Origin of the sequence: Bacillus sp. 16GRE42 (assembly GCF_019837435.1) — a bacterium.
Lineage (GTDB): Bacteria > Bacillota > Bacilli > Bacillales > Bacillaceae_G > Bacillus_A > Bacillus_A wiedmannii.
The window spans coordinates 74,053-95,435 of record NZ_JADAXF010000002.1; the positions used below are offsets into that span (position 1 = coordinate 74,053).

Consider the following 21,383-nt stretch of genomic DNA (forward strand, 5'->3'; position numbering starts at 1 on the left):
TACTACCTAATAACTCGTCCAAGCATTTACAACCAATCATCATCTCAAGTTATTTTAGTCGTAATAAGCTGGCCAGCCTCATTAATCGTTACTTTCCATTTCGCTCCACTAGCAGTCTTCATAATGATACCTTTACTTGCTTCTATTTCAATATCTCCAAACATTCTTCCGCCAGTTGTCGCTAACCAAGCATTCCCATTTTCCATCGACGATCTTGCAAACATACGATTAATCCGAAAACGCTTTTGGTCTTGAGAATAACCACTCAATGTAATTCTTACTTTATATAGTTGACTCGCCTTCATATTCGATATAATTGTATCGCCTACATTTAATGGAACATCCGATGCAACAACCCAATTTCCAGTTGCACTTAATGCATATTCGATTTTAATTTTCTTCGGACTCTCTCCCCATCCAAAATACATGCCAAAACAATTCAACATTTTGATTGGATTTTTCGTAAAATCTAGCTCAATCACAACTGGATTACTATCTGGAACATCGATATAGTTTACACTTTGTTCATCTATTAAATTAAAGCAATTTGCGAGATTCCCCCCGTAAGGTAATTTCCCACTTACTTGCTTAACAGTATACTTCTGTGGAGCATTTACTAATATATCATCTTGGTTCCCTATTAAATGTGGTTTATTTAACGTAATCGGCAACTGAATCCGAAGAGATTCTTCATAGGTAGACTTACAAACATTGTATTGTCCTTTATCTACAATAGTTGTGGAAAGTAAATTCGAAAAAAGGTAGTTACGATGCGAATTAGAAGAAAATTCAATGACAATCTGTTCACTACTCATCCGGTACGTATCCCAAATCATACAATCAAATGTATTATAGGCACCCGTACAACGAATGACTTTTTTCGTTTGCTGTCTACATTGTACTTGAATATCATGAAACGTATTTCCTGAACTTTCATTTGGTAAATCACTGTTTCCATCAACTTCTATCCCATACTGACATCCATCAATAAATATAGATTGAAATACATTTGCGTTAATCCAGCAAGGTGTATTTATATCATCTATATATTCTGTCTTCAAATGTATTGCAGTTTGAAAGTTTTTAATTTGAATAAAGTTAACTTGAAAGAAACTAATATAATCCCATGCTTTTTGACAATAAAAGTGTATAGCCTTACCTTTATATGACGACGTTGCATTTACTATATTTATATTTGATATAAGAGAGTGATTAGGAACTTCTATTTGTTGTGAACCGGAAACATAAATAACAGTAGATTGAAACACTGGATTTATAACTTGAACTGTACCACCCGTAATAGATGCATTTTGTTGCAGTTCAAACGCATTAAAATCTCCATCAATTTGCAACGTAACAGTAGGATCTAGCTCTAACCTTACATTTGATTTAATAACAATCGGCTTTACAATTTTGTACGTATTTATCCCTGTAATTCTAACCGTCGAAATTCGGTTCGCTACACAATAATTTATAGCTTGCTGAATTGCTAATGAGCTATCATTCCCTGAATTCGGAACTGCTCCAAAACAATTAATATGAACGCTATTTTCTGGTACACAATCTTCTTGGGAAGAAATATATTCTGACAAAATAAATTCACTCCTCATATTACCTTTTTCATATAATATGTGAGTTTTCTCTTAAAAGTTTCTATAATAAAAAAAACAAACGACTTGCACGGTCATTTGTTTAATTCATATATACTTTTCGTTTCTTCTATCATTTTAGTTAATGAGAAATATCTCTCTGCTTTCTCTCGTGCTTTCAGTCTAATACCATTCACCTTTTTCTCATTTCCTTGTAGTTCCTCAAGCGCACTTGCAAATACCGATTCGCAATATTCAGATAACAAAACACCTGATTCCCCATCTATTACCGCTTCATTTATTCCACCAACATCTATTGAAACAATCGGTGTTCCTGTAGCCATTGCTTCAATTACTACCATTGGAAACACTTCACGAAAAGATAATAAAAGTAGGGCATCCATATTTCCTATAAACCTATGCGGCTCTGAAATATTCCCTAACATCTTTACACTTTGCTGCAATCCATACTTTTCTATTTCTTTCATAATAGATTCTTTCTCTGGTCCATCACCAGCAATATAAAACAAAAAGTCATCTCTTTTTTTCAACACATTTGCAATTTTTACAAATAACTGATGGTTTTTCTCCTTGGATAGTCTAGCTAATATCCCTATTTTATAAATAGATTCTTTCTTTTTCTGCTGGAATAAAAACTTTTCAATATCCACACCGTTATAAATTGTCTTTATTTTCTCTTCTGCTACATGCATTGAAATTAAATTATTCTTTTCAAACTCACTTACTGTAATAATATTATTCACATATTTATTTATAAAATAACGAAAAAAAGTTGGCATTTTCTTTTCTAATATCGTTACATTATGTTTCGTATATACGACTTTTATCTTTTTTTTCATGAACTTTTGAATTAAAAAGGAATATAATACCATTCGAAAACTATTTGCATGAATAAGTTCTATCTTTCGTTTACAAATTTCTTTTCGTAAGTAATGAATATTTCTCAAATGATTCCATCGACTAAGTAACATGAAATTTTCTTTTCTAGTAAGAGATTCATATAGTTCTCCATCACCTGCAGCTGTATAAACCGTAAATTTCTCATCACGCAAATTGCTTTCCAATTTACAAAAATAACTCTCGGCTCCTCCAGTTATCAATTTATCTGTCATCAACAGTATATTCATAATTGCGTCTTCCCAACTACATTGATTTTATTTTTTCTATAGGCATGAAAAGCATACTTACTAAAATAGTAAAAGATTTGCACTGCATTCAGTCGTTTTTGTTCCCTTAATAATTTCCAATATCGAAAAGCCGCTTTAATTTTATTTCTCGAAACAGAATTTGCTACAATTCTATACTTCGCTAACACTTGCTGTATTCCTTTGGCTTCATGTCCTTCATCTAATAAGTTCAGCCATAACGCTGTATCTTCTGGCTGTACACTAGGCATTTCAATATGCGGAATTTTTTCACGATCAATCATTACTGTTAAACAACCGATAATTGTATTTCCTGCCAAACGATGATAGTCAACAAATTTTGGTACATTCACTTCTCGATTTAGTTCATTACTGTTTTCATCGATTAAGCTATACGATGCATATGAAAAAGCCGCATTCATTTCTTCCATAAATAACAATTGCGTCTTCAATTTATGTGGCAACCATATATCATCGCTATCTAAAAAGGAAATATACCTTCCTCTCGCCTCTTCAATCGCTATATTCCGAGCTTTAGCAGCACCAACATTTTCTTTTAATGATAATAATCTAATACGCGAGTCCCCTTCTATTATCTCTTTAATTTTTGCAAGAGATTGGTCAGTTGAAGCGTCATCAACGATAATCATTTCCCACTCTTCATATGATTGATTCTGTACAGATAAAATCGTCTCACCTATAAATATACTATTATAAGAAGGTGTTATTACAGAAACATGAGGCGCCTTATTATGTGCTGATAGACATTTTACCATCTACCTTTCCCCTTCCTTCATATATTGAAATGTACTTCACAACCATTGCTAAAAATAAAAAGAACGCTTCGTTAATAATGAGTGACAATGACATCATCTGAAATAAAAATGCAATCATAGTCAATAAAAGATACGGTTTTTCACGAAACAAAGTATACTGCGTTAACTTGAACATTAATATGAATAAAAAAGCGCTATATAACAGAAAACCAATTGTACCCGATTCAGACAAAATTTCTAAAAATGTATTGTGTACATATAACTTTTCATTAAATTGAAACTCATAATAATTCGAAAAATTAAATGCACCGATTCCGATATATGGATTGGATAAATAATATTTAAAAGCAGCTTCCCATAATGTAAATCTACCACTTCCATTATCATGCGAAAAATCAGAAATTCGTTTATTCAATATGTCATCCAATTGGCCACCCATTACACTATTCGATAAACTAAAAATCACTACACCAAACAATAGTAAACTCATTATTATTTTTATTTTTTTTGCAAAACTAGATGTACATACATATACAAAAACGACAAGCACAAGTGCCAATATTCCTCCCCTTGAAAAAGTTAATAAACTTGTCGTAACACATAAAATCAATCCTAAAATGTTCGTCATATTATGTAGGTTTGTCATATAATACATAAAAAATATTGTATTATAAAAAATAAAAATGTTAGGATCATCTAGCAAACCAATTAATCTTGGATACCCTCTATCAACTAATAGTCCAGCAAAAATTTCTCTCTCTTCTCCACCGTACAATCCAAAGTGCTGTAAACCGACTATATACAGTATTAGGCTTACAACATTAAATATGAATCCTACATAAACAATAGATGATTCAAGTGTTGCTATTTCAACATTTCCTAATAAATTTCTCATTATAAAATAACACCCTAAAACAAGTAGCACACCAAGAATCATACGAATACTAGCATGTAAATATATAGAAAGAATTCCACTGTAACAATAGATGAAATAAAATAGCAAAAATACAACTTCATGAAAATATAGCTTTTGAATATGAAAGTTTTTAACTGTTAAACAAAAATATATAACTAAAAAAATCATATATATCTTCAGCGAAAATCCAATATATATGTTGTATTTACTTAACATGACAAATAATATTAAGAGCATAATCCATTTCATCGATATCTTTATATTATTTTCCATAGGCTATATCCCCTGTTTCGTAATATAATCCTTTTTGCGTGTTTTTCTTATAAACGAAAGAAGAAGTTTTTTCAACTCGTAATCATATAGGAATATACCAACTACTACGATTAACGTATTCAAAACGAGCGCAATGAAATGATATGCATGCAATATATATTGCACTCCAATAAAAGTTACGCCAAAATAAATTGTATACGGTATTACAATTTGGAATACAATTTTTTTCTTCACTACACTTACCGCTATATACCCAACTAAAGCCACAATTTCAAATAAAACCATAGCGTAAGCCGCTCCTATCACTCCACCAATACTACTAAAGCTATAAAGCATAATCCCACCTATCACTAATGCTATACATTGCACAACCGTTCTTTTATTTTGACGTCCACTCGTTGTTAAGCCGTCAGCTATAGCAATATTTAAACTTTGCAGCACAATGAGAAATGATAATATTTGGAGTGGCTCTACTGCATTTCTCCATTCCTCATGAAAAAATATAGAAATAAAGTATGGCGCTAAATGATATAAACTTATCGTCATACATATTCCCACAATCGCCATTGATTTTATTTGAAGTAAGTTTAATTTCGTATGCTCTTCTAAATTATTCTGATTATAATGCTTAAAGAGCACTGGATAAAATGCCCCTGCAATCACCCCTGGTACTTGATATAAAGCTGCTGGCATCCGATAAGCCACCGCGAAAACACCTACCATACTTAATGGCAATGTATAGTTAAGTAAGATAGGTGCTAATTGTGGCGTACTCATTATTAAAAAACCACTAATAATAAAAGGCGTCACTTGCCAAAACAACGCTTTATGAATTACGACTTTCATATTCATACTCGTCTTTCTTTTCATTACATATATGCTGAATACACCACCAATCATATAACCAAATCCATATAAACGCGCAGTTATATAAACTGGTAACTCTCCAAAAATACAAAAACATGTAATGATAATGACAACTGCTGCTGATACAACTTTAATAAGCGCTATATACTTCATACGCTCCGTCAGCTGAAAGTAGGCAATCCCTATATTTTGCCAAGTTAATCCTATTAACATGAAAAACATTACGTTTATCATCATGTAAATTAAATTTCTATCCGCATACATATAATGAATAGCAATATAGCCGATTATAGAAATAAAAATAAGTAAAATCATCCTTACTTTTATATACGACGATAAAATCGTCTCTAAGTCTACTCCATCTTTTGCGCCTTCTCGAAGAAACGTATTCGTAAGTCCTAAATCTGTAAAAAATAACATAACAAACGTCACTGCTATAGCAACACTAAACATCCCATAATTTTGTACATTAAAAAAATTTGCTAAAGCAATTAAACTCACAGCCTGAAGAAGATTAGCTAAAATCGTGCTATAAAATAGATGGATAATATTATTTAAAATAGATCTACCCATACCTGCTCTCCTTTGCAAGCAACCTACTTACATATATTTATCTTGCACCATTACCGTTCAATACTATTAAAACGGTTTTACATAAAATCCGAATGTCCATCTTAATCGTTTTCATTTCAATATACTCCATATCCAATTTCAACTTTTCTTTCGGATCAAGATTATATCCTCCATTTATTTGTGCCCATCCTGTTAACCCTGGCTTCACTATTAAACGATCCTTGAATTCTGGGATATACGTATCAAATTGTTTATAAAAATACTCTCTCTCTGGTCTTGGTCCGACAAAAGACATATCACCTTTTAAAATATTTAAAAGTTGCGGTAACTCATCAATTCTCGTTTTCCTTATAAACGACCCAACTTTAGTAATTCTTGGATCATTTTCATTTGCCCATTGTGGTCCATTTATTTCAGCATCTTTTACCATCGACCTTAATTTAAATACATTAAATTTCCTTCCATTAATCCCTAAACGTTCTTGAAAATAAATTGGAGCTCCTGCTGTTTCGAAAGCAATCATAATACAAAAGAACAACATAATTGGTAGCGTTAATAGTAACAATATGAGTGAAAATATAATATCAAACAAGCGTTTCATACTTCGATTCAAAATACTGGTCTTTTCTTGAGCCGGAATCGTATACAACTTGGCTTGATTTGTTTCACGAATCATAGATCGTTACCCCCACATTCAAGAATATAAAACTATACCTATTAATTCACATTCTTTCCTCTTTATATTTACTATCACTTTTTGCACCGTACGTAGGGAATCTTTTCTCTTTTTGACTGCTAAGACCACTCCATCGCATTTCCCTGCAATCATGTGCGTAGCAGGAAGCTCAAATACTTCAGAGGAATACAAGAAAATATAATCAAAATCTTCTTTCCACTTCGCAATTACATGATCAAATTCATCCGTAGCAACTAAAGGCGTTCCGGTGTGTACTGTTTTTTGGGCAGGAATACAATATAAGTATTTAGATAAATTACTAGAAAAAGATTCATAACTACAAGGGGAATCGTTTATTATATCGTTCACTGTTTTCGTATAATTGCTTTGTAATAGTAGATGTAGTTTAGGATCAGAAAAATTCACATCGATAAGTAACACCTTTTTTTTCATCTCTGCAAACACTAGCCCTAGATTTACTATAAGCGACGCGACAACACCTCTATCCTTCGTTGAAGTAACTGTGAACACTTGTTTCCCCGATTTTTTCAACTCGTGATACACCGTATAAAACTGCTCTTTCATTAGAGCATCATGCGGATTAAATGGCAGCTTTTTCTTTGTCTTAAACATCGACATGTTCACCTCGATATATAGATGATTGCGCATCAACTTCTGTAGATTTCTTTTTTCTATTCGGTTTCATATTTATGTGACCAATAACAGATACTGTTGTTATTTTCTCTAAATCTTGTTCCACGTATATACGCTCATCAAAATAATCTCGAAATACAGCTAAACCTATCCCAACAAAAAAGCTAACAATTAAAGAGATAGGAATGATAAGTTGCAATTTCGGAAACAACTTTTCAGCTTTTTCCTGTAACTCAGGGTCAGTTAATATTTTTATCCCCTGTACATTCGTATACTGTTGAAAGCTTTTTTGAGATTGTTCTGCCAATGACTTTACAATTTCTTTGACGATTGTAGGATCTGAATCTTTTACTGTAACAGTAACGATTTGAGAGTTGTCCATATTCACCACTGAAATTTTTTGTGCTAATTCATAAATTGATTGCTCTAATTTTAAATTTTTTTTAACCGTTGAAATAATGAGTGGACTTTTTAATATATCAACATACGACGTTACAAGTTGCTTATTTTCCTGTGTTTTATTCACCGCATTTTCCTTATTAAACCCATCTAAATTCCCAACGAGAATTTGCGTTGAATATTGATACGAAGGCTTTAATACATACATAGAAATAAGAATTAAAGAAACTGTTACACAACACATCGTCAAAATAATTGTTACTACTCTTCTTTTCAAGAGCTGCTGAAAATCCTTCATACTAATTTCTTGCTTCAATTATTTCACCGCCTTTGTTTGAATGACATCCTGTAACTCACTTTCTACAGATAGTCTTTTCTTTTCTAAATTCGATTGCTTTGTTATATACCTTCCGATCCTGAATGCGAATTTTTCTACAAACAAATAAGAAATAATTGCTAGTATAAACGAAAGAATGAGCGATAACATTAAAACAATAGGTAACGGAAATATTTCATGAAGCATATACACTAGGGAAAATAAAGATATGATGTGGTATAAATAAAGACTGTAAGAAATCTTCCCCAAATATAACAAGTATTTATTACGTAGCAAGGATGACAAAGTTGCTACTGACAAGCTTAATATGACAAATAAACATGCACTTATCGCTACTACGTAGTCTCGAAATATAAAATTATTAAGCAAATTAATTTCTCCAACAAGCCCTTCATACATATAAAGTAAAACCGCAAATAAAAACCATGCAATTTTCTCATTTTTAGTACGATTACTATAAAAAACTATTAAATTATTTTTATATTTCGCAACTAGTGCTCCTAGTAAAAACAGCACTGTGTAATGCAGAGTTAATGCATAACTAGTTAATGTTAAACTTGAGTGAAATAAAAATAAAATCACGACAGAACATATACTAAAACTAAACAATGACAATAATGAATACCTCAACGTTTTTCGTAAACAAACCATCAAAACTAACGGGAAAATTATTGATATTCGCATTTCATGAACAAGTGACCAAATTACGCCGTTATATGCATCTGTATTATATTTCCCAATCAATAAAATATGTTGCGCTATTAAGCTTAAAGAACTTTCAATCGTCCATGAGCGATTAAACCATTCACTTAAATTAGAAATACCATATTTACTCATTGTAGTCTGGCATAAAATAGCTATAATTATTGCTACGATATATGGAATATAGATTCTAGATATACGCTTTAAAAGGAATGATCCATAGCTATCGTAGTTTTTTTGAATGGATCTATACAAAACAAATCCACTCAAAACAAAAAAAATAATAACAGATTCGTTACCACTACTAAAAATTAGACGAGCAGGTGTTTCTTTTAATAGATAAATAACAAATGGTTTATTATCTTCATAACTGTAATTTTGAAATACTGAAAAAACCATTAAATGATGGCCAATCATTACTATCAATGAAGAAATTCCTCGTATAGAATCCAGTTCTTCATACCTATCCATCGTTTTACATCAACTCCTACTGAAATGATAATAATCATTTCAAAGCGACACCATTATTCATATTCCTCTCCTTTCTTTTCATTCCAATTTTTCATATTAAAATGATTTTATAGCGTAATTTTGAATGTATTGTAACATTTTTTGTAATATTATGAATAGTAAATCTTAAAAATTGATATATACCAATTACAACCTCGAAAAATGAATAATATTGACAGAAAAACACTATAAAAATATCTTGCATAGTTACAAAATTAAAGAAAGGAATAGAGTTTTTTCAATATAAAAAAAGATAGCCTTTAAAGGCTATCTTTTTTATTTTATTTAATTATTGGCACCACTATATGCTACATGTCGTTTCTCAATTCTTTCTTCAATTTCTTTCATATTTTCTTTATTATTTAATAGTGATTGTTTATTTTCAATTAATAATTGTTTAAAAGATTTTCTCACTTTTTTTCTCATTTTCATTGTCCTCCTTGGGGGATGGTTTATATAAAAGATAAGGAATTATCTGTTTGCCCTTATAATAATTGATTGTTGTGAATTCTATTTGAACTTCATATGAAAATTCCGTTTATTTTCTGACAACTTTGTGAACATGCAAAAATGCGATCATCCTAAAACCATTTTGAAATTGCTTCATTTCATTATAAAAGTTGCTATTGTCATCAACTTCTATCCATATATTTTGTCGAAACATTTATATATTTAAATTTGAGTTCGATATAATTTTATTTACTACGATACTGTTCGTAAAAACAAAAAGAGGGATGTTGTATAAGTCAAAGTTTGACTTATATAACATCCCTCTTTCAAAACTATTTATAGCATATTGATTAATATTTCAGGTCTTCCCCAATTCATTTCTTCACAAACGAATCTAAGTTTTTCTTCATCCATTGTGTGTAATCCTTCTTCTAGTGAACATGAAATTGGAACTTCACAGTGAATTTGTGCCAATTGTAATGAAATATTTAAGTTCTCTAAATCACTTTCAATCTTTGTGCGCTGCGCTTTCGTTAATGTTGCTACATTTTCTAGTACGGTTGCTACTGTTCCATGCTCTTGAATAAGTTTATACGCTGTCTTTTCGCCGATACCTTTTACACCTGGATAGTTATCACTCGTATCTCCCATAAACGCTTTCGCATGCACGATTTGCCACGGCTCTACGCCTTTTTCTTCCATGATTTTCTCTGGTGTGTAATATTCGTAATTTCCAATTCCTTTGCGCAAGAGCATAACTGTAACGTTCTTATCAACAAGCTGAAGTAAATCCGTATCACCTGTTAAAATATAAACTTCCGCTTCATTACAGTATTGTTTTGCAAGCGTACCAATACAATCATCCGCTTCATACCCTTTCATACCGATAACTGGAATAGACAATTTCGCAGTCATTTCTTGAACTAAATCAAATTGCGGAATTAATTCTTCAGGTGGTGCTACACGATTCGCTTTATAATTCGAGAACGATTCTGTTCTAAATGTCGTACTACCCATATCCCAGCATGTTACGATATGTGTCGGTTCAATTGCTTGCATAGCTGTTAATAAATGTTTCATATAACCATGAATCCCGTTTGTAGGGGTACCATCTTGTCTTTTCATAAATTGTCCGTAGACACTTGTTGCGTAAAAAGCACGAAATAATAGTGCCATACCATCAACTAATAATACTTTTTTCATAATCCCTCTCCTACCAAAAAAAATAATAACCCCACGTCATCACGTAAGGTTATATAAATAGATTACCATTCTACGTTTTTTCAACTTTGTCTATTATACATTGTTTTTGTATATTTAGCATCATTTACACATTAAGACGTTCTATTACAACAAGTATGAAGAATTCCTGTATACGTATTTTTCCCAGTCGAAACAACTACAGCCTTTGCATTTCCGCCAACAATATGAGTCCCTTTGAAACATACGTTTTCAAGTTCAAGTGGATTATAGTCTTTCATTCGTTTTAAAGGAATAAATCGTTTACGCTCAAGGTGATAGCAACTTTCAAATTTCTCAATACTTGCATCTTTTCCTGTTAGCACGGATTCATTTACTAATAAATCATTCGCGTAAATGATACGTACATCTGCCGGTACTGTATCACCTTCTGAAAGAAAAATCATATCCCCAGGAACAAGCTCTTGTACTGGCACATTCATCATTTTTAATTCACCGTTTAAACCAGTTACACTAGAACATTCTACTCGAGACACAGTAATTTTCTCACATTGTAATCCATCACGCACATGTTGTTTTGAAAAACCTGGAATCATTCCACTTAGCTTCATCATTACTTCCGCAATACGCGCTCTTTTTGAAATTAATTCGTTTCGGCCGTATACTTGAATGCGTTTTTGTGCCTCTTTCATAGATAATCCGTCTCTTGTTGTTTTAAAATACGCAAATACAGATTTTACATCTCTCGTTGCGATTTCAATTAATAAATCTTTATTTTTTTGAAGCATTGTTTGTTCTTTCATTGATTTTTTACTTAATTTATATGACGTGTTACCCACAGTTTTGTTTGCATATAACATATTATCGTCTCCTCCTGTACAACATAGGAAGAAACGCTTTGTTTCTCAATTTATCCACTTTACCGTAACAGTGTCTAGCGCTTAAACATGCATATAAACGCTACATTATGATAAATATAGAGGGAGGAACAAGTCGTTTCCTGCCTACATCATATATTTTTGATTTGAAGTATATGGGTAACGGAACCGAGTCAGAATTTGACATGCTCCTCACCTCCTCGTTTAATTTTATAGTTTATACTATGAATTTACTCATAGCTTTGTAACAAAAAGACCCTTACTCCGAAAAGAGTAAAGGTCATGACATACACAAATAAACGATTCCTAAACAATTAGAAATCTACGGACCTCTCCCTCGCCGAGTTTTAGCACTGTATAGCATAGGTACATTACCAGCTACGTTAAGAAAAACCTTAATTCGATCATTCCTGTTGACCCATTGGCGTCTCTCGACATTTTTGGGCAGTAGCATTTCTCTATACAGGAGCCTCACCTAACAGAGACTTATTTTTATTACATAGAAAATGTTACTCTTATTTAAAATAGATGTCAACAGTAGCCTACAATTTTTTCGAAATGTATGGCGAACTAACGTATATAAAATAAAAAACTTCACGTTTAAACGTAAAGTTTTTAATAAGTTATACAACCAGCAATTACAATCCCAATGGAAAGTGATAAAAACATAAGAAAAAGACCGACTGCTTGGTTATCTTCTTCAAGACTTTTGTTTATATTAAAGCGTGGTGTAAGCCACTCAGCTAAATAAAAGACGATAATTTGAGCCAAAATCCCAACAGCTCCCCATGAAACCATATCAAGAAGTGAAATGGAATTAGCTGCTGTCGAATATAAAACAATAGCTAACCCAAGTAATCGTCCTCCAAGTACATAGCTTACCGCCTTATTTCCTTGGGCCATTAACTTAAATTCTTTTACTTTCGTTGTCACTTCCATGAGGAACAGACCAATACATAAAAGGCCCAGTGTTACTGCTAAATATAATAAAAAATTAATCATATACTTTCCTCCTTTTTTATACCTACCGGTAAATAGTACGATTCATTCCCCGTAATTTTTTCCCCAGCGCGAATACCGATACTACTCGCTTTTCCAGCAATTAAAAACGAACCAAACACATACGACAGTTTCTCCATCCCTTTCTCAGTTTCCAAAGATACGACTGGAAGTTCTGTATACTTTTGAAATATCGGCAGTGACGCTTTATACGTTTGGTGTGCATTTTGAATCATAATATTTTCGTCCTTATCGCGAACGGTAATTGTGTCTCCTTCTCTACCAAATGAAGGTTTTTGAACGAAAGAGCCTTTTCCTAAAAATAAATCTGGTTCTAAATATGTAGGTAACATATATTCTTTAATCCACTGTTGTTCCTCATTTGTATAAAAGGCCTTTTCTTCTGCTAACCCCCAAATAAGACACTGAATTGATTTTGGCTGAAGCAAAAATGCTGACAAAGGATTTATTATAAAAAGCTTTCCGGCTTTTACAAGTTGCAACAGTTCCACACCTACGAAGTCTCCTGTTTCAGGATCTTGATCCTCAATTAAATCTTCTATCGGATATGTTTGGCGATATAAAATATCAATCTGTACTCCATCCCTATCCACTAAAGCATCTTTTGTAATTCTAAGTTCTGACATTGGCACTACTTTATTTTCAACATGGCATAACTGACTCAAATACATAGTCGTATTCCAATCCTCAATATGTTCATGATGTGCTGTAAAAACAACATTTGGGTTATCTATTCCCTTTGTCGCTTCCATTACAGCCTTTGTAACACCAGAAGATAGTAATCGTTCTTGACCCAAGTTTGGATCATCATAGCCTAGTTTTCCACAAACTTTTCCATTCATTTGAAAGCATTCCATAATAAAAGTTGGTGTATCACTATTAAACTCAAGCATTTTAATTTGGTTATCATTTGTTAAAACGAAATCAAATCGTGAAATAACAGATTCAGGATATAATCCTTTCATTCTAATAAACGATAAGCTTGCAGGAGGATACCCAAGTTCAAGAAGCTGTTCGTCACTTAAATTCCGCAAAAGTTTAGCAGTCTTAAAAAATATTTTCCCCATTCGTTCAGTTGCTAATTGCAATTGTTTCATAGTCTGATTTGTTATAAAAAAAACATGAAACAAACTATACTCACATTCATATAAATCCGACCAAAAATTCGGATATTTCGAGTAAAATTCTTTTCGATCCCTTATGTATTGCGACATATGTTAGCCCCCAAATCCTCCCTTTGAACCGCTTCCAATTCCACCTTTAAATTCCGCAGACGATTGATAAGATTTAAACGCCGATGAATTTTTAAAAGTGGATTTATTTTGATAGTAACTCCCACCATAAAAATAATGCCCACGATAACCTGACCTACTATCATCACACTGCCATACCCCAAGTTCATCATCCCAATCCCAATCTGAACAACTATTATCATTCGGTTTTGGGGGAAGATCTTGCTCGCAGCCAAATAAGGTGCCAGTCATTAAAGACGTTACGACACCACCTACTAGCCATTTCGTTTTCGTCACCTTCGCACTCCCCTTTTTAAATTCTATTCCTATTATATAAGATAGCATGATAAAGTAGAAGAAAAAGGAAGAAGAGGGATAAAATGCGCTTAGAATATCGACTTAATGATGAAACGAAAAGGTATCCTGCTTTATGGAACTACGCAAATATTTCTAATTCTGAAATCATCGCACGCATGACGTGTGAATATTTTATAAAAGATAACAAGACATATGTTGTTACTGCAACTTCAGTAGATCCAGACGGAACAGCAGTTATATATATTCAAAAAGAAGAGTTTGCAAATGACCCTTCAGATCCTACATACTCTCACATCGGTTTTGAGGTTAGAGAACTAAGTGAAACGAGTTCTAGCATAATAGATCGGAAAGATGTATGGAACTATGAAGAAATTTTGCCATCTCTTCATTCAGACCTTATATATATTCAGCGCGACGGCATGCATATGGAGTTCGCTTTAGATTCAAGAGAGATTGATGAAGATAGAAAGTGCTATATATATTATGGAAACTTCACAGGTGAATCCAGATAAAACAAATATATTTATGCAACAAAAAAACCTTACGTATAAAACGTAAGGTTTTTATATAGCCCCACATATGCCGTTCTCTCTAGATGTCCATAAACCTGCTCTCACAGGTGGATGCTCTCACAAATGTTTGTAACTTCCTTCTTAAAAAGACGGCTTGTTAGCTACATTTAAATATTGAACTTCCATATTAAACTTATTGGTTTAAGACATGCATAAGCTACGTACACCGTAGGAATTTTATATAATGTTAGTTGAAATAAGACCCCCGCACGTGCCGCTCCTCGTAAATGTCCAAAAACCCGCTACTCGCAGGTGGATGCCCTCACAGTTACCGTACATCTTCCTCCACAAGGAAGGCTTGATGATGGTCGCTAAATATTGAGCTTCCGTATAACTAACATCGGTTTTAGACATAAATAAGTTACGTACACCGCAGGATGTATTATTTACTTGTCGTTATATTATCACATTGTTTCCAATGTGTAAAATACAAAGTTTTTCGAGCAATTTCTTGCTTGTGACCTTATTTTAATACAAATTATTTTTGCATGCAAGTGATTAATCTTCTTCTTTTGCAATTTGATTTTCTGGATAAGAAATCCAATCACTCCAGCTACCTGCATACAATTTAACATTTTGGAATCCAGCTAATTTCAATGCAAGGATATTTGGACATGCTGTAACACCAGAACCACAATATACAATTGTTTCCTTATCTTTCAAAAGATTTCGGAATCGTTCTTGTTGCCCAGCTTCATTCTTAAATTGTCCTGATTGTACAATTCCATCCTTCCAAAAATAGTTTACTGCTGTCGGAATATGTCCTGCTTTTGGATCAACTAGTTCCTCTACACCAGCATAACGTTTTGGCTCTCTAGAATCAATTAACGTAACATCTGCACCTGCATGAATATTCTCTCTCACCGTTTCCATCGTTACAAGCATATGATCTTGTACATTTGCTTTGAATGTTTTTCGTATAGCAACAGGAATTTCCTTTGTTATCGGTAGTCCATTCTCTTTCCAAGCTGGAAATCCACCATCTAATATATATACTTTCTCATGTCCTACATAGTTTAATAACCACCAGAGACGAGAAGCATTTGCACCCGCTTGACTGTCATATGCAATTACTGTCGTATGTTCACCAATACCAGCTTGTGAAAGCTTGTCTGCAAACTCCTCAATATTCGGCAATGGATGGCGACCACCATGTTCTGTTACAGGACTTGATAAATCTAAATTTAAATCAAAATATAACGCATGAAGAATATGTTCTTCCTCATACTTTTCTCTACCCCAATTAGGATTCGCTAAATCAAAACGACAATCGATTATACGGACATTCTCATCCTCTATATGCTCACGTAACCATTCGACTGTAACTATCATCTTTAACGACCTTCTTTCTCTTGCAAACGACTTACATACTCCATAACCATTTCTTCCGTAACAAATTTACGTTGCAGTGTAACACCATTTTTTGCAAGATCATTAATTTGCTTTGTTACAACATTAATGATATCAACCGAAAATTCTTTCCCCTTTGACGCAAGAGATACGGCTGCTTCAATAGCTGCTTCACGCTGCGCATCTAATTGTAAACATGCTTTTACACTTTCATTTTGTTTACGAGAATGTGCTGTAATTGCTTTATGTACTTCCATCTTCTCTTCCCCCTAAATAAGTTATACGTTCTTATTCAATTCCATTGCAAGCCGAATCATATCACGACATACAATCCCATTTTCAACAATCTCTTCTTCATAATGCTTTGAAAAGTAATCAAAATCAATAGAAAAAATACGAAATCCACATTTTTGATATAAAGCAAGTTGTGAAACACTAGAATTGCCTGTACCAACTTCAAGTTTTGACATACCATATCCTTTAGCAGTTTCTACGGCATGACTTAATAGCTGCTTTCCAATCCCTTTTCCTTGCAAATGCTCTACAACTGCAATATTCATAATTTCCATCGTCTTCGGCCTTGTTTCCAAAAGAACATATACACCGACAACTCTCTCCTCTTGCTTAGCTACATATGTTAACCCTCTTTGTACATATGCATCAATTTGCTGCTCACTTGGATCAGCAAGCAATAGTAAAGGTTTCGGTATAGCTTCTTTCGAAATATACTCTATTACTACACACATAAAAAACTCCCCTTTCTCTATTGTTCTAAACCCTCCTTGTCTACCATAAATAATAGAAAGGAGGGATTCACCATGGACAACAATGAGAAAAAATGCAACGTCATCTCTATTGATGGAAAGAAGAAGAAAAGCGACACGTATTCCTACCCAAAATTAGTAGTAGAAAACAAAACATATGAATTTTCTTCATTCGTCTTATGCGGTGAAACACCAGACGGCCGACGCCTCGTTCTTACTCATATGATTTCTACAGATGAATTTGCTGGGTTTGTCAAATCTTTAGATACAGTATTGCAAAAGAAAATCGAACGAATCTTTTTCTCATAACGACTATATCACATAAATTTCTTTTTCAATCTCTACTAACTGCTTTTGCAACTGTTCTTTACTTTGTTCATATAGTGATACATCAATTGTTTCAGCCAATGCAAATAATACACTTTCATAATAATTCATCACATCTTGCTGCATCACTTTTTGGAATAAGTTCCATTTCAAATCCCACTCTTGCTTATAATGATGAACAAATAAATCTTTTTCATCAGCTACATAGTTTGATACGAAGGGCTCTAATACAACTTTAGCCTCTTCTTGCATGAAAGCTTTATCATTCTTTTCAAAAAAGCTTTTTTCATTTTTAAAATGCGCTAGTGCTTTTTTGAAATCTTTTATTTCAACTGAAGGGAAAGGTTCTTTATGTGCAATATCTTTATATTTATAATCCACTGTTCCACTCATAGAAATTGATTCATTTTCTACTTTACAGTTCACCACAATTTCATTCTTTGCACGCTTCATCGCTTCATCTATCCATTTTTCAAGGCGTAATGATGTCGCACGCATTTCTTGTAATAAATCATGCTGAATAAATGCTACTAATTCCATAACGCACTGTTGCAACTGCACTTTCACATTCCCATCCGTTCGCAGCGATGCTGGATTAATAAATTCAGTAAACACATCGTTATAGCGTAGGAATAGACGCTGTTGCACGTAATAAAGCAATTCTTTCACTTCATTTTGCATCGCCTGCTCTTCAGCGAGCACACTATATGATGAAATAATATGAAGTAGCTGATCACGCTCTGCTTCATATTTTTTCGTTTGCTTCTCTTTCTCTTCATTCCCCTGCTTTGCACCGTTTATCATATTTACTAAAAGCTGATCTGCTCCTTGCAATGTACCATATAAAGCATGAACAGATACGAGCATTAAATCTCTCATCATAAAGGATGTAAATGATTCCTCGAACTTAACAATCCCAGAGTTTTGTAAAATACCGTACTTCTCTTTTTCAATATTCTTTCCTTGCTTCTCTTCAAGTGCACATAAACTTGAAATTGCAAATAAACGCGGATTTCTAATACCGTATTGCAGTAGCTGGTCTGCGATATAACCTTTTACCATTTCAAGTTCTTCTTCAGACTCTGCTAAATCGGCCGCATTTATTAAAAAGAACATTTTATCAAGTGCAAAAGTATCCTTTACACGACCAAGCTGGATTAAGAATTCACGGTCAGCACGAGAGAACACATGATTATAATACGTTACAAATAAAATAGCATCTGCGTTTTTAATATACTGGAACGCAACGTCCGTATGGCGGGCGTTAATAGAATCCGCTCCAGGTGTGTCTACAAGCGCTACTCCTTGCCTTGTTAAAGCACAATCATAATAAAGCTCCATGTACTCAACAAAACATGATTTTTCTTCATTCGCTACATAATCAGAAAACTCTTCTAATGTAACTTGTACCTGCTCGCCTAAATGAGCAGAAACCGTATCATACCCTTTTTGTACCGCTCGTAAAAAGCTAAATGTTGTTTTTTGCTTCCCAGTTGGTGAAGGATATTTCATAACTTTATCAATTTGTGCTAACGCTTCATCTAACGTAGTAATCTCATAATGAAACAACTTATAAACAGCTTTCATATCTTCTAATAGAGCTTGCTTTGATTTGAATTGAACCATTACTGTTCCGTGTGATTTTTCCTCTGTAACCGGCAAAATTTGATTAATCGTTGCCGTCGTCGGATTTGGTGATACAGGAAGTACATTCCCACCAAGCAGTGCATTAGCAAATGATGATTTCCCAGCACTAAAAGCTCCGAATAACGCTACTGTAAATTGTTTCGTTTCCACACGACGCCTTTTTTCTATTACCTCTTGCTGTACATGTTTCAGCGCTGGCAATGGCTCTAATATCGTTTCAGCTTTCTTCACTTTCTCTAATATACGCTGAATATTTAAAGCTGCCGTTCCTTTTATCTCTTCCTCACGAGCCATTACGTGATCGTTTGCGCTTTCCTGCTCTTGTAGTGTGAATTTCTCACTAACAATTTGTGTTTTACTTTGCAATATCTCCTCTATTTGCAAGCCTTCTGGTGTAGCAACACGCTCGTGCCAAACATTTTGCAAATAACTTTCATATGTCTCTAAATTGTTACTGTATTGCAATTGCGTTTCTTTTGCCGTTTGCAACATCGTATATTTTTCAATCTCTTCTTCAATGCGTGCAACTGCTTCCTTCACCTTTTGCTTTAAAACGACTGCACTTTTATCAAAAATTTGCTGCGCTTTTGTAAAATAACGTTTCTTCAGTTCATTCGCTACATCCGCTGTATAAAGAAGTAAGTAATCCCCTGTGAAACCTGCACCTTGTTTAATGACTTCAGCTAACATTTCTGGTCCAAAAGCAATTTCTAAAGCATATATGTCTTTCCCAATTTCCTCTGTGAACAATCCTTCTTCTTTTAAGAAGGCAACAATAAATTCTTTCACATGAAAATCAAGTTGCGTTTCAACAGTCTTTTGCAAAGCAGAATAAAAAGCATCTAAACGTCTCTGTTTTTCTTGCTCCGTCTTTCCTTTCGCAAACAGCAAACCGACCTTAAATTTTGTTAATTTCGTTTCTAAATACACATTTGCCAATTCTCTCATTTCAAATGGCATTAAATACGCGTTATCTAATATAGCTTGTAAGCCTTTTATAAATTCGTTTCTCACATGAGATTCTTTACTAGCCTCGCATTGTTTAGTTTCCGTTAGCTCTTCTTTCTTTTCAACTATCTCTAAAATAGAAAGCGGCGATGCTAGCTCTTCCTCATATTTCAAAAGAGCTTTTTCATTTTCTGAAAGAATAAACGAGAAATGTTCCCCCATTAAATATTCTGTTTCTCGCTCCATTCCATCTCTTACATACTGCACTTTTTCTTTCATAATAGAAGTAATTAATGTTTCTAAGCTCCCAATTTCATTATGTGTATGGTTCATCATTCGCAATGAAGTATAATACACTCCATCTACTTCAATATCCCAGTTAGAGAACGATTGTTTTACACTATCTTTATAATCCTCAAACGATAATTCATTTTCTTTATGTTTATCTATTTGATTTACAACTAGATAAACCGTTTTATTACGTTGTTTCAATTCTTTAACAAATTGCAAATTCACTTCCGATTGGACGTGATTATAATCCATCATATAAAAAATTACGTCTGCTAGATGCAGCGTTGATTCTGTCGCTAATTGATGGGCATCATCTGTTGAATCAATCCCTGGTGTATCAACTAACATAACACCCTCAGGAATTGGCGCATCATTCCGATAAATATGAACACCAATTACCTCATCACCGTCTTTACAAATTTGTTTTAATTCTTCCGCTGAATATGCACCATCATATTCGTACTGTTCTCCAGATTTAACTGTTACAACAACACGATCCATTCCTTTTTCAATTTTGACAACGTTAGCGCTTGTCGGAATTGGACTTGTTGGTAACAACTGCGCTTTATATAGATGATTCATCATCGTTGATTTCCCTGCAGAGAAGTGACCGCAGAACGCTATCATAAGCTGTTCTTGTTTATATTTTTGAATCACCTCAAACAACTTTACACTATTCTCTGCATCGCCGTGTTTTTGCCACTCTTCATAAAAACAAACAAGTTTTTTCATACCGTTTGTCTGTACTATGTTTGTCATCCCCTTGTTCCCCTTTATCCAAGATGTATATACTTTTTCCCGCTATTTGCGAGCTCATAATCATCAGGAGATACATCCCCTCATCGATTACAGTTTCACTTTACTATCATACTAAATTTTCAGCATATTCTCATTAAAAATAAAAAATCCCTTTCATTCTTTTTACAGATGAAAGGGATTTTATGTCAT

Annotated in this window: 21 protein-coding genes, 2 other RNA genes and 1 riboswitch; of the genes, 2 read left to right on the forward strand and 21 right to left on the reverse strand. The window is 33.5% G+C overall.

Features of this window, described 5'->3' with window-relative positions; translation table 11 throughout:
- Positions 1-44 precede the first annotated feature (44 nt).
- The 15 genes from ILS93_RS12590 to ILS93_RS12660 all read right to left on the reverse strand — a co-directional run bounded on the left by ILS93_RS12590 (position 45) and on the right by ILS93_RS12660 (position 14,515).
- Positions 45-1,592 (reverse strand): glycoside hydrolase family protein, encoded by a 1,548-nt coding sequence (locus tag ILS93_RS12590; RefSeq protein ID WP_222655013.1) that lies wholly within the window; start codon positions 1,590-1,592, stop codon positions 45-47.
- A 92-nt stretch (positions 1,593-1,684) separates the two neighbouring features.
- On the reverse strand, positions 1,685-2,737 hold the full coding sequence (locus ILS93_RS12595) for a glycosyltransferase family 4 protein (protein WP_064476578.1): 1,053 nt from the start codon (positions 2,735-2,737) through the stop codon (positions 1,685-1,687).
- Positions 2,734-3,531: a glycosyltransferase family 2 protein gene (locus ILS93_RS12600; RefSeq protein ID WP_064476579.1), complete on the reverse strand. Its 798-nt coding sequence runs from the start codon at positions 3,529-3,531 to the stop codon at positions 2,734-2,736. Before ILS93_RS12600 ends, ILS93_RS12595 begins: the two co-directional genes overlap by 4 nt.
- On the reverse strand, positions 3,506-4,720 hold the full coding sequence (locus tag ILS93_RS12605; RefSeq protein WP_064476580.1) for an O-antigen ligase family protein: 1,215 nt from the start codon (positions 4,718-4,720) through the stop codon (positions 3,506-3,508). The genes ILS93_RS12600 and ILS93_RS12605 overlap by 26 nt, the downstream gene beginning before the upstream one ends.
- Positions 4,721-4,723: 3 nt before the next feature.
- Positions 4,724-6,160 carry an oligosaccharide flippase family protein gene (locus ILS93_RS12610; protein WP_142289431.1) on the reverse strand — a complete coding sequence of 479 codons (1,437 nt, stop codon included), beginning with the start codon at positions 6,158-6,160 and terminating at the stop codon, positions 4,724-4,726.
- Positions 6,161-6,197: 37 nt separating this feature from the next.
- Positions 6,198-6,836 carry a sugar transferase gene (locus tag ILS93_RS12615; RefSeq protein ID WP_064476582.1) on the reverse strand — a complete coding sequence of 213 codons (639 nt, stop codon included), beginning with the start codon at positions 6,834-6,836 and terminating at the stop codon, positions 6,198-6,200.
- A gap of 18 nt (positions 6,837-6,854) precedes the next feature.
- Positions 6,855-7,475 carry a CpsD/CapB family tyrosine-protein kinase gene (locus ILS93_RS12620; RefSeq protein WP_064476583.1) on the reverse strand — a complete coding sequence of 207 codons (621 nt, stop codon included), beginning with the start codon at positions 7,473-7,475 and terminating at the stop codon, positions 6,855-6,857.
- On the reverse strand, positions 7,462-8,205 hold the full coding sequence (locus ILS93_RS12625; RefSeq protein ID WP_064476584.1) for a YveK family protein: 744 nt from the start codon (positions 8,203-8,205) through the stop codon (positions 7,462-7,464). Before ILS93_RS12625 ends, ILS93_RS12620 begins: the two co-directional genes overlap by 14 nt.
- Positions 8,206-9,399, reverse strand: a complete 1,194-nt coding sequence (locus ILS93_RS12630) for an acyltransferase family protein (RefSeq protein WP_064476585.1) — start codon at positions 9,397-9,399, stop codon at positions 8,206-8,208.
- A 324-nt stretch (positions 9,400-9,723) separates the two neighbouring features.
- Positions 9,724-9,864, reverse strand: a complete 141-nt coding sequence (locus ILS93_RS12635) for an FbpB family small basic protein (protein ID WP_046955196.1) — start codon at positions 9,862-9,864, stop codon at positions 9,724-9,726.
- Between the two features lie 360 nt (positions 9,865-10,224).
- The gene (locus ILS93_RS12640; protein ID WP_064476586.1) at positions 10,225-11,091 is read right to left on the reverse strand and encodes a 5'-3' exonuclease; all 867 of its coding nucleotides are present in this window, start codon (positions 11,089-11,091) and stop codon (positions 10,225-10,227) included.
- Positions 11,092-11,222: 131 nt separating this feature from the next.
- Positions 11,223-11,948 (reverse strand): P-type ATPase actuator domain-containing protein, encoded by a 726-nt coding sequence (locus tag ILS93_RS12645; protein ID WP_222660636.1) that lies wholly within the window; start codon positions 11,946-11,948, stop codon positions 11,223-11,225.
- A 342-nt stretch (positions 11,949-12,290) separates the two neighbouring features.
- Positions 12,291-12,456, reverse strand: a riboswitch (M-box (ykoK) riboswitch).
- Between the two features lie 125 nt (positions 12,457-12,581).
- Positions 12,582-12,968 carry a DUF350 domain-containing protein gene (locus tag ILS93_RS12650; protein WP_000606860.1) on the reverse strand — a complete coding sequence of 129 codons (387 nt, stop codon included), beginning with the start codon at positions 12,966-12,968 and terminating at the stop codon, positions 12,582-12,584.
- Positions 12,965-14,200, reverse strand: a complete 1,236-nt coding sequence (locus tag ILS93_RS12655) for a glutathionylspermidine synthase family protein (RefSeq protein WP_064476588.1) — start codon at positions 14,198-14,200, stop codon at positions 12,965-12,967. Before ILS93_RS12655 ends, ILS93_RS12650 begins: the two co-directional genes overlap by 4 nt.
- Positions 14,201-14,203: 3 nt before the next feature.
- Positions 14,204-14,515: a hypothetical protein gene (locus ILS93_RS12660; protein WP_064476589.1), complete on the reverse strand. Its 312-nt coding sequence runs from the start codon at positions 14,513-14,515 to the stop codon at positions 14,204-14,206.
- A gap of 83 nt (positions 14,516-14,598) precedes the next feature.
- On the opposite strand from ILS93_RS12660, the gene ILS93_RS12665 reads away from it, so the two are divergent.
- Positions 14,599-15,048, forward strand: coding sequence for a hypothetical protein (locus ILS93_RS12665; RefSeq protein ID WP_001235541.1), 450 nt, complete (start codon positions 14,599-14,601; stop codon positions 15,046-15,048).
- Positions 15,049-15,102: 54 nt separating this feature from the next.
- Here ILS93_RS12665 and ssrS (ILS93_RS12670) read toward each other — a convergent pair.
- The 5 genes from ssrS (ILS93_RS12670) to ILS93_RS12690 form a co-directional block, all read right to left on the reverse strand.
- Positions 15,103-15,286: non-coding RNA, 6S RNA (gene ssrS, locus ILS93_RS12670), on the reverse strand.
- A 21-nt stretch (positions 15,287-15,307) separates the two neighbouring features.
- Positions 15,308-15,490: non-coding RNA, 6S RNA (ssrS, locus tag ILS93_RS12675), on the reverse strand.
- A 116-nt stretch (positions 15,491-15,606) separates the two neighbouring features.
- Entirely contained in the window at positions 15,607-16,440 is an 834-nt protein-coding gene (locus tag ILS93_RS12680; RefSeq protein WP_064476590.1) for a sulfurtransferase, read from the reverse strand.
- Positions 16,441-16,442: 2 nt separating this feature from the next.
- Positions 16,443-16,715 carry a YpbS family protein gene (locus ILS93_RS12685; protein WP_000451806.1) on the reverse strand — a complete coding sequence of 91 codons (273 nt, stop codon included), beginning with the start codon at positions 16,713-16,715 and terminating at the stop codon, positions 16,443-16,445.
- Between the two features lie 21 nt (positions 16,716-16,736).
- Positions 16,737-17,204 (reverse strand): GNAT family N-acetyltransferase, encoded by a 468-nt coding sequence (locus ILS93_RS12690; protein ID WP_222660638.1) that lies wholly within the window; start codon positions 17,202-17,204, stop codon positions 16,737-16,739.
- A gap of 72 nt (positions 17,205-17,276) precedes the next feature.
- Between ILS93_RS12690 and ILS93_RS12695 the strand changes: the two genes are divergently transcribed.
- On the forward strand, positions 17,277-17,531 hold the full coding sequence (locus tag ILS93_RS12695; RefSeq protein WP_000369740.1) for a DUF3931 domain-containing protein: 255 nt from the start codon (positions 17,277-17,279) through the stop codon (positions 17,529-17,531).
- A gap of 3 nt (positions 17,532-17,534) precedes the next feature.
- On the opposite strand, the gene ILS93_RS12700 is transcribed toward ILS93_RS12695, so the two are convergent.
- Positions 17,535-21,194 carry a dynamin family protein gene (locus tag ILS93_RS12700; protein WP_222660646.1) on the reverse strand — a complete coding sequence of 1,220 codons (3,660 nt, stop codon included), beginning with the start codon at positions 21,192-21,194 and terminating at the stop codon, positions 17,535-17,537.
- Positions 21,195-21,383 lie beyond the last annotated feature (189 nt).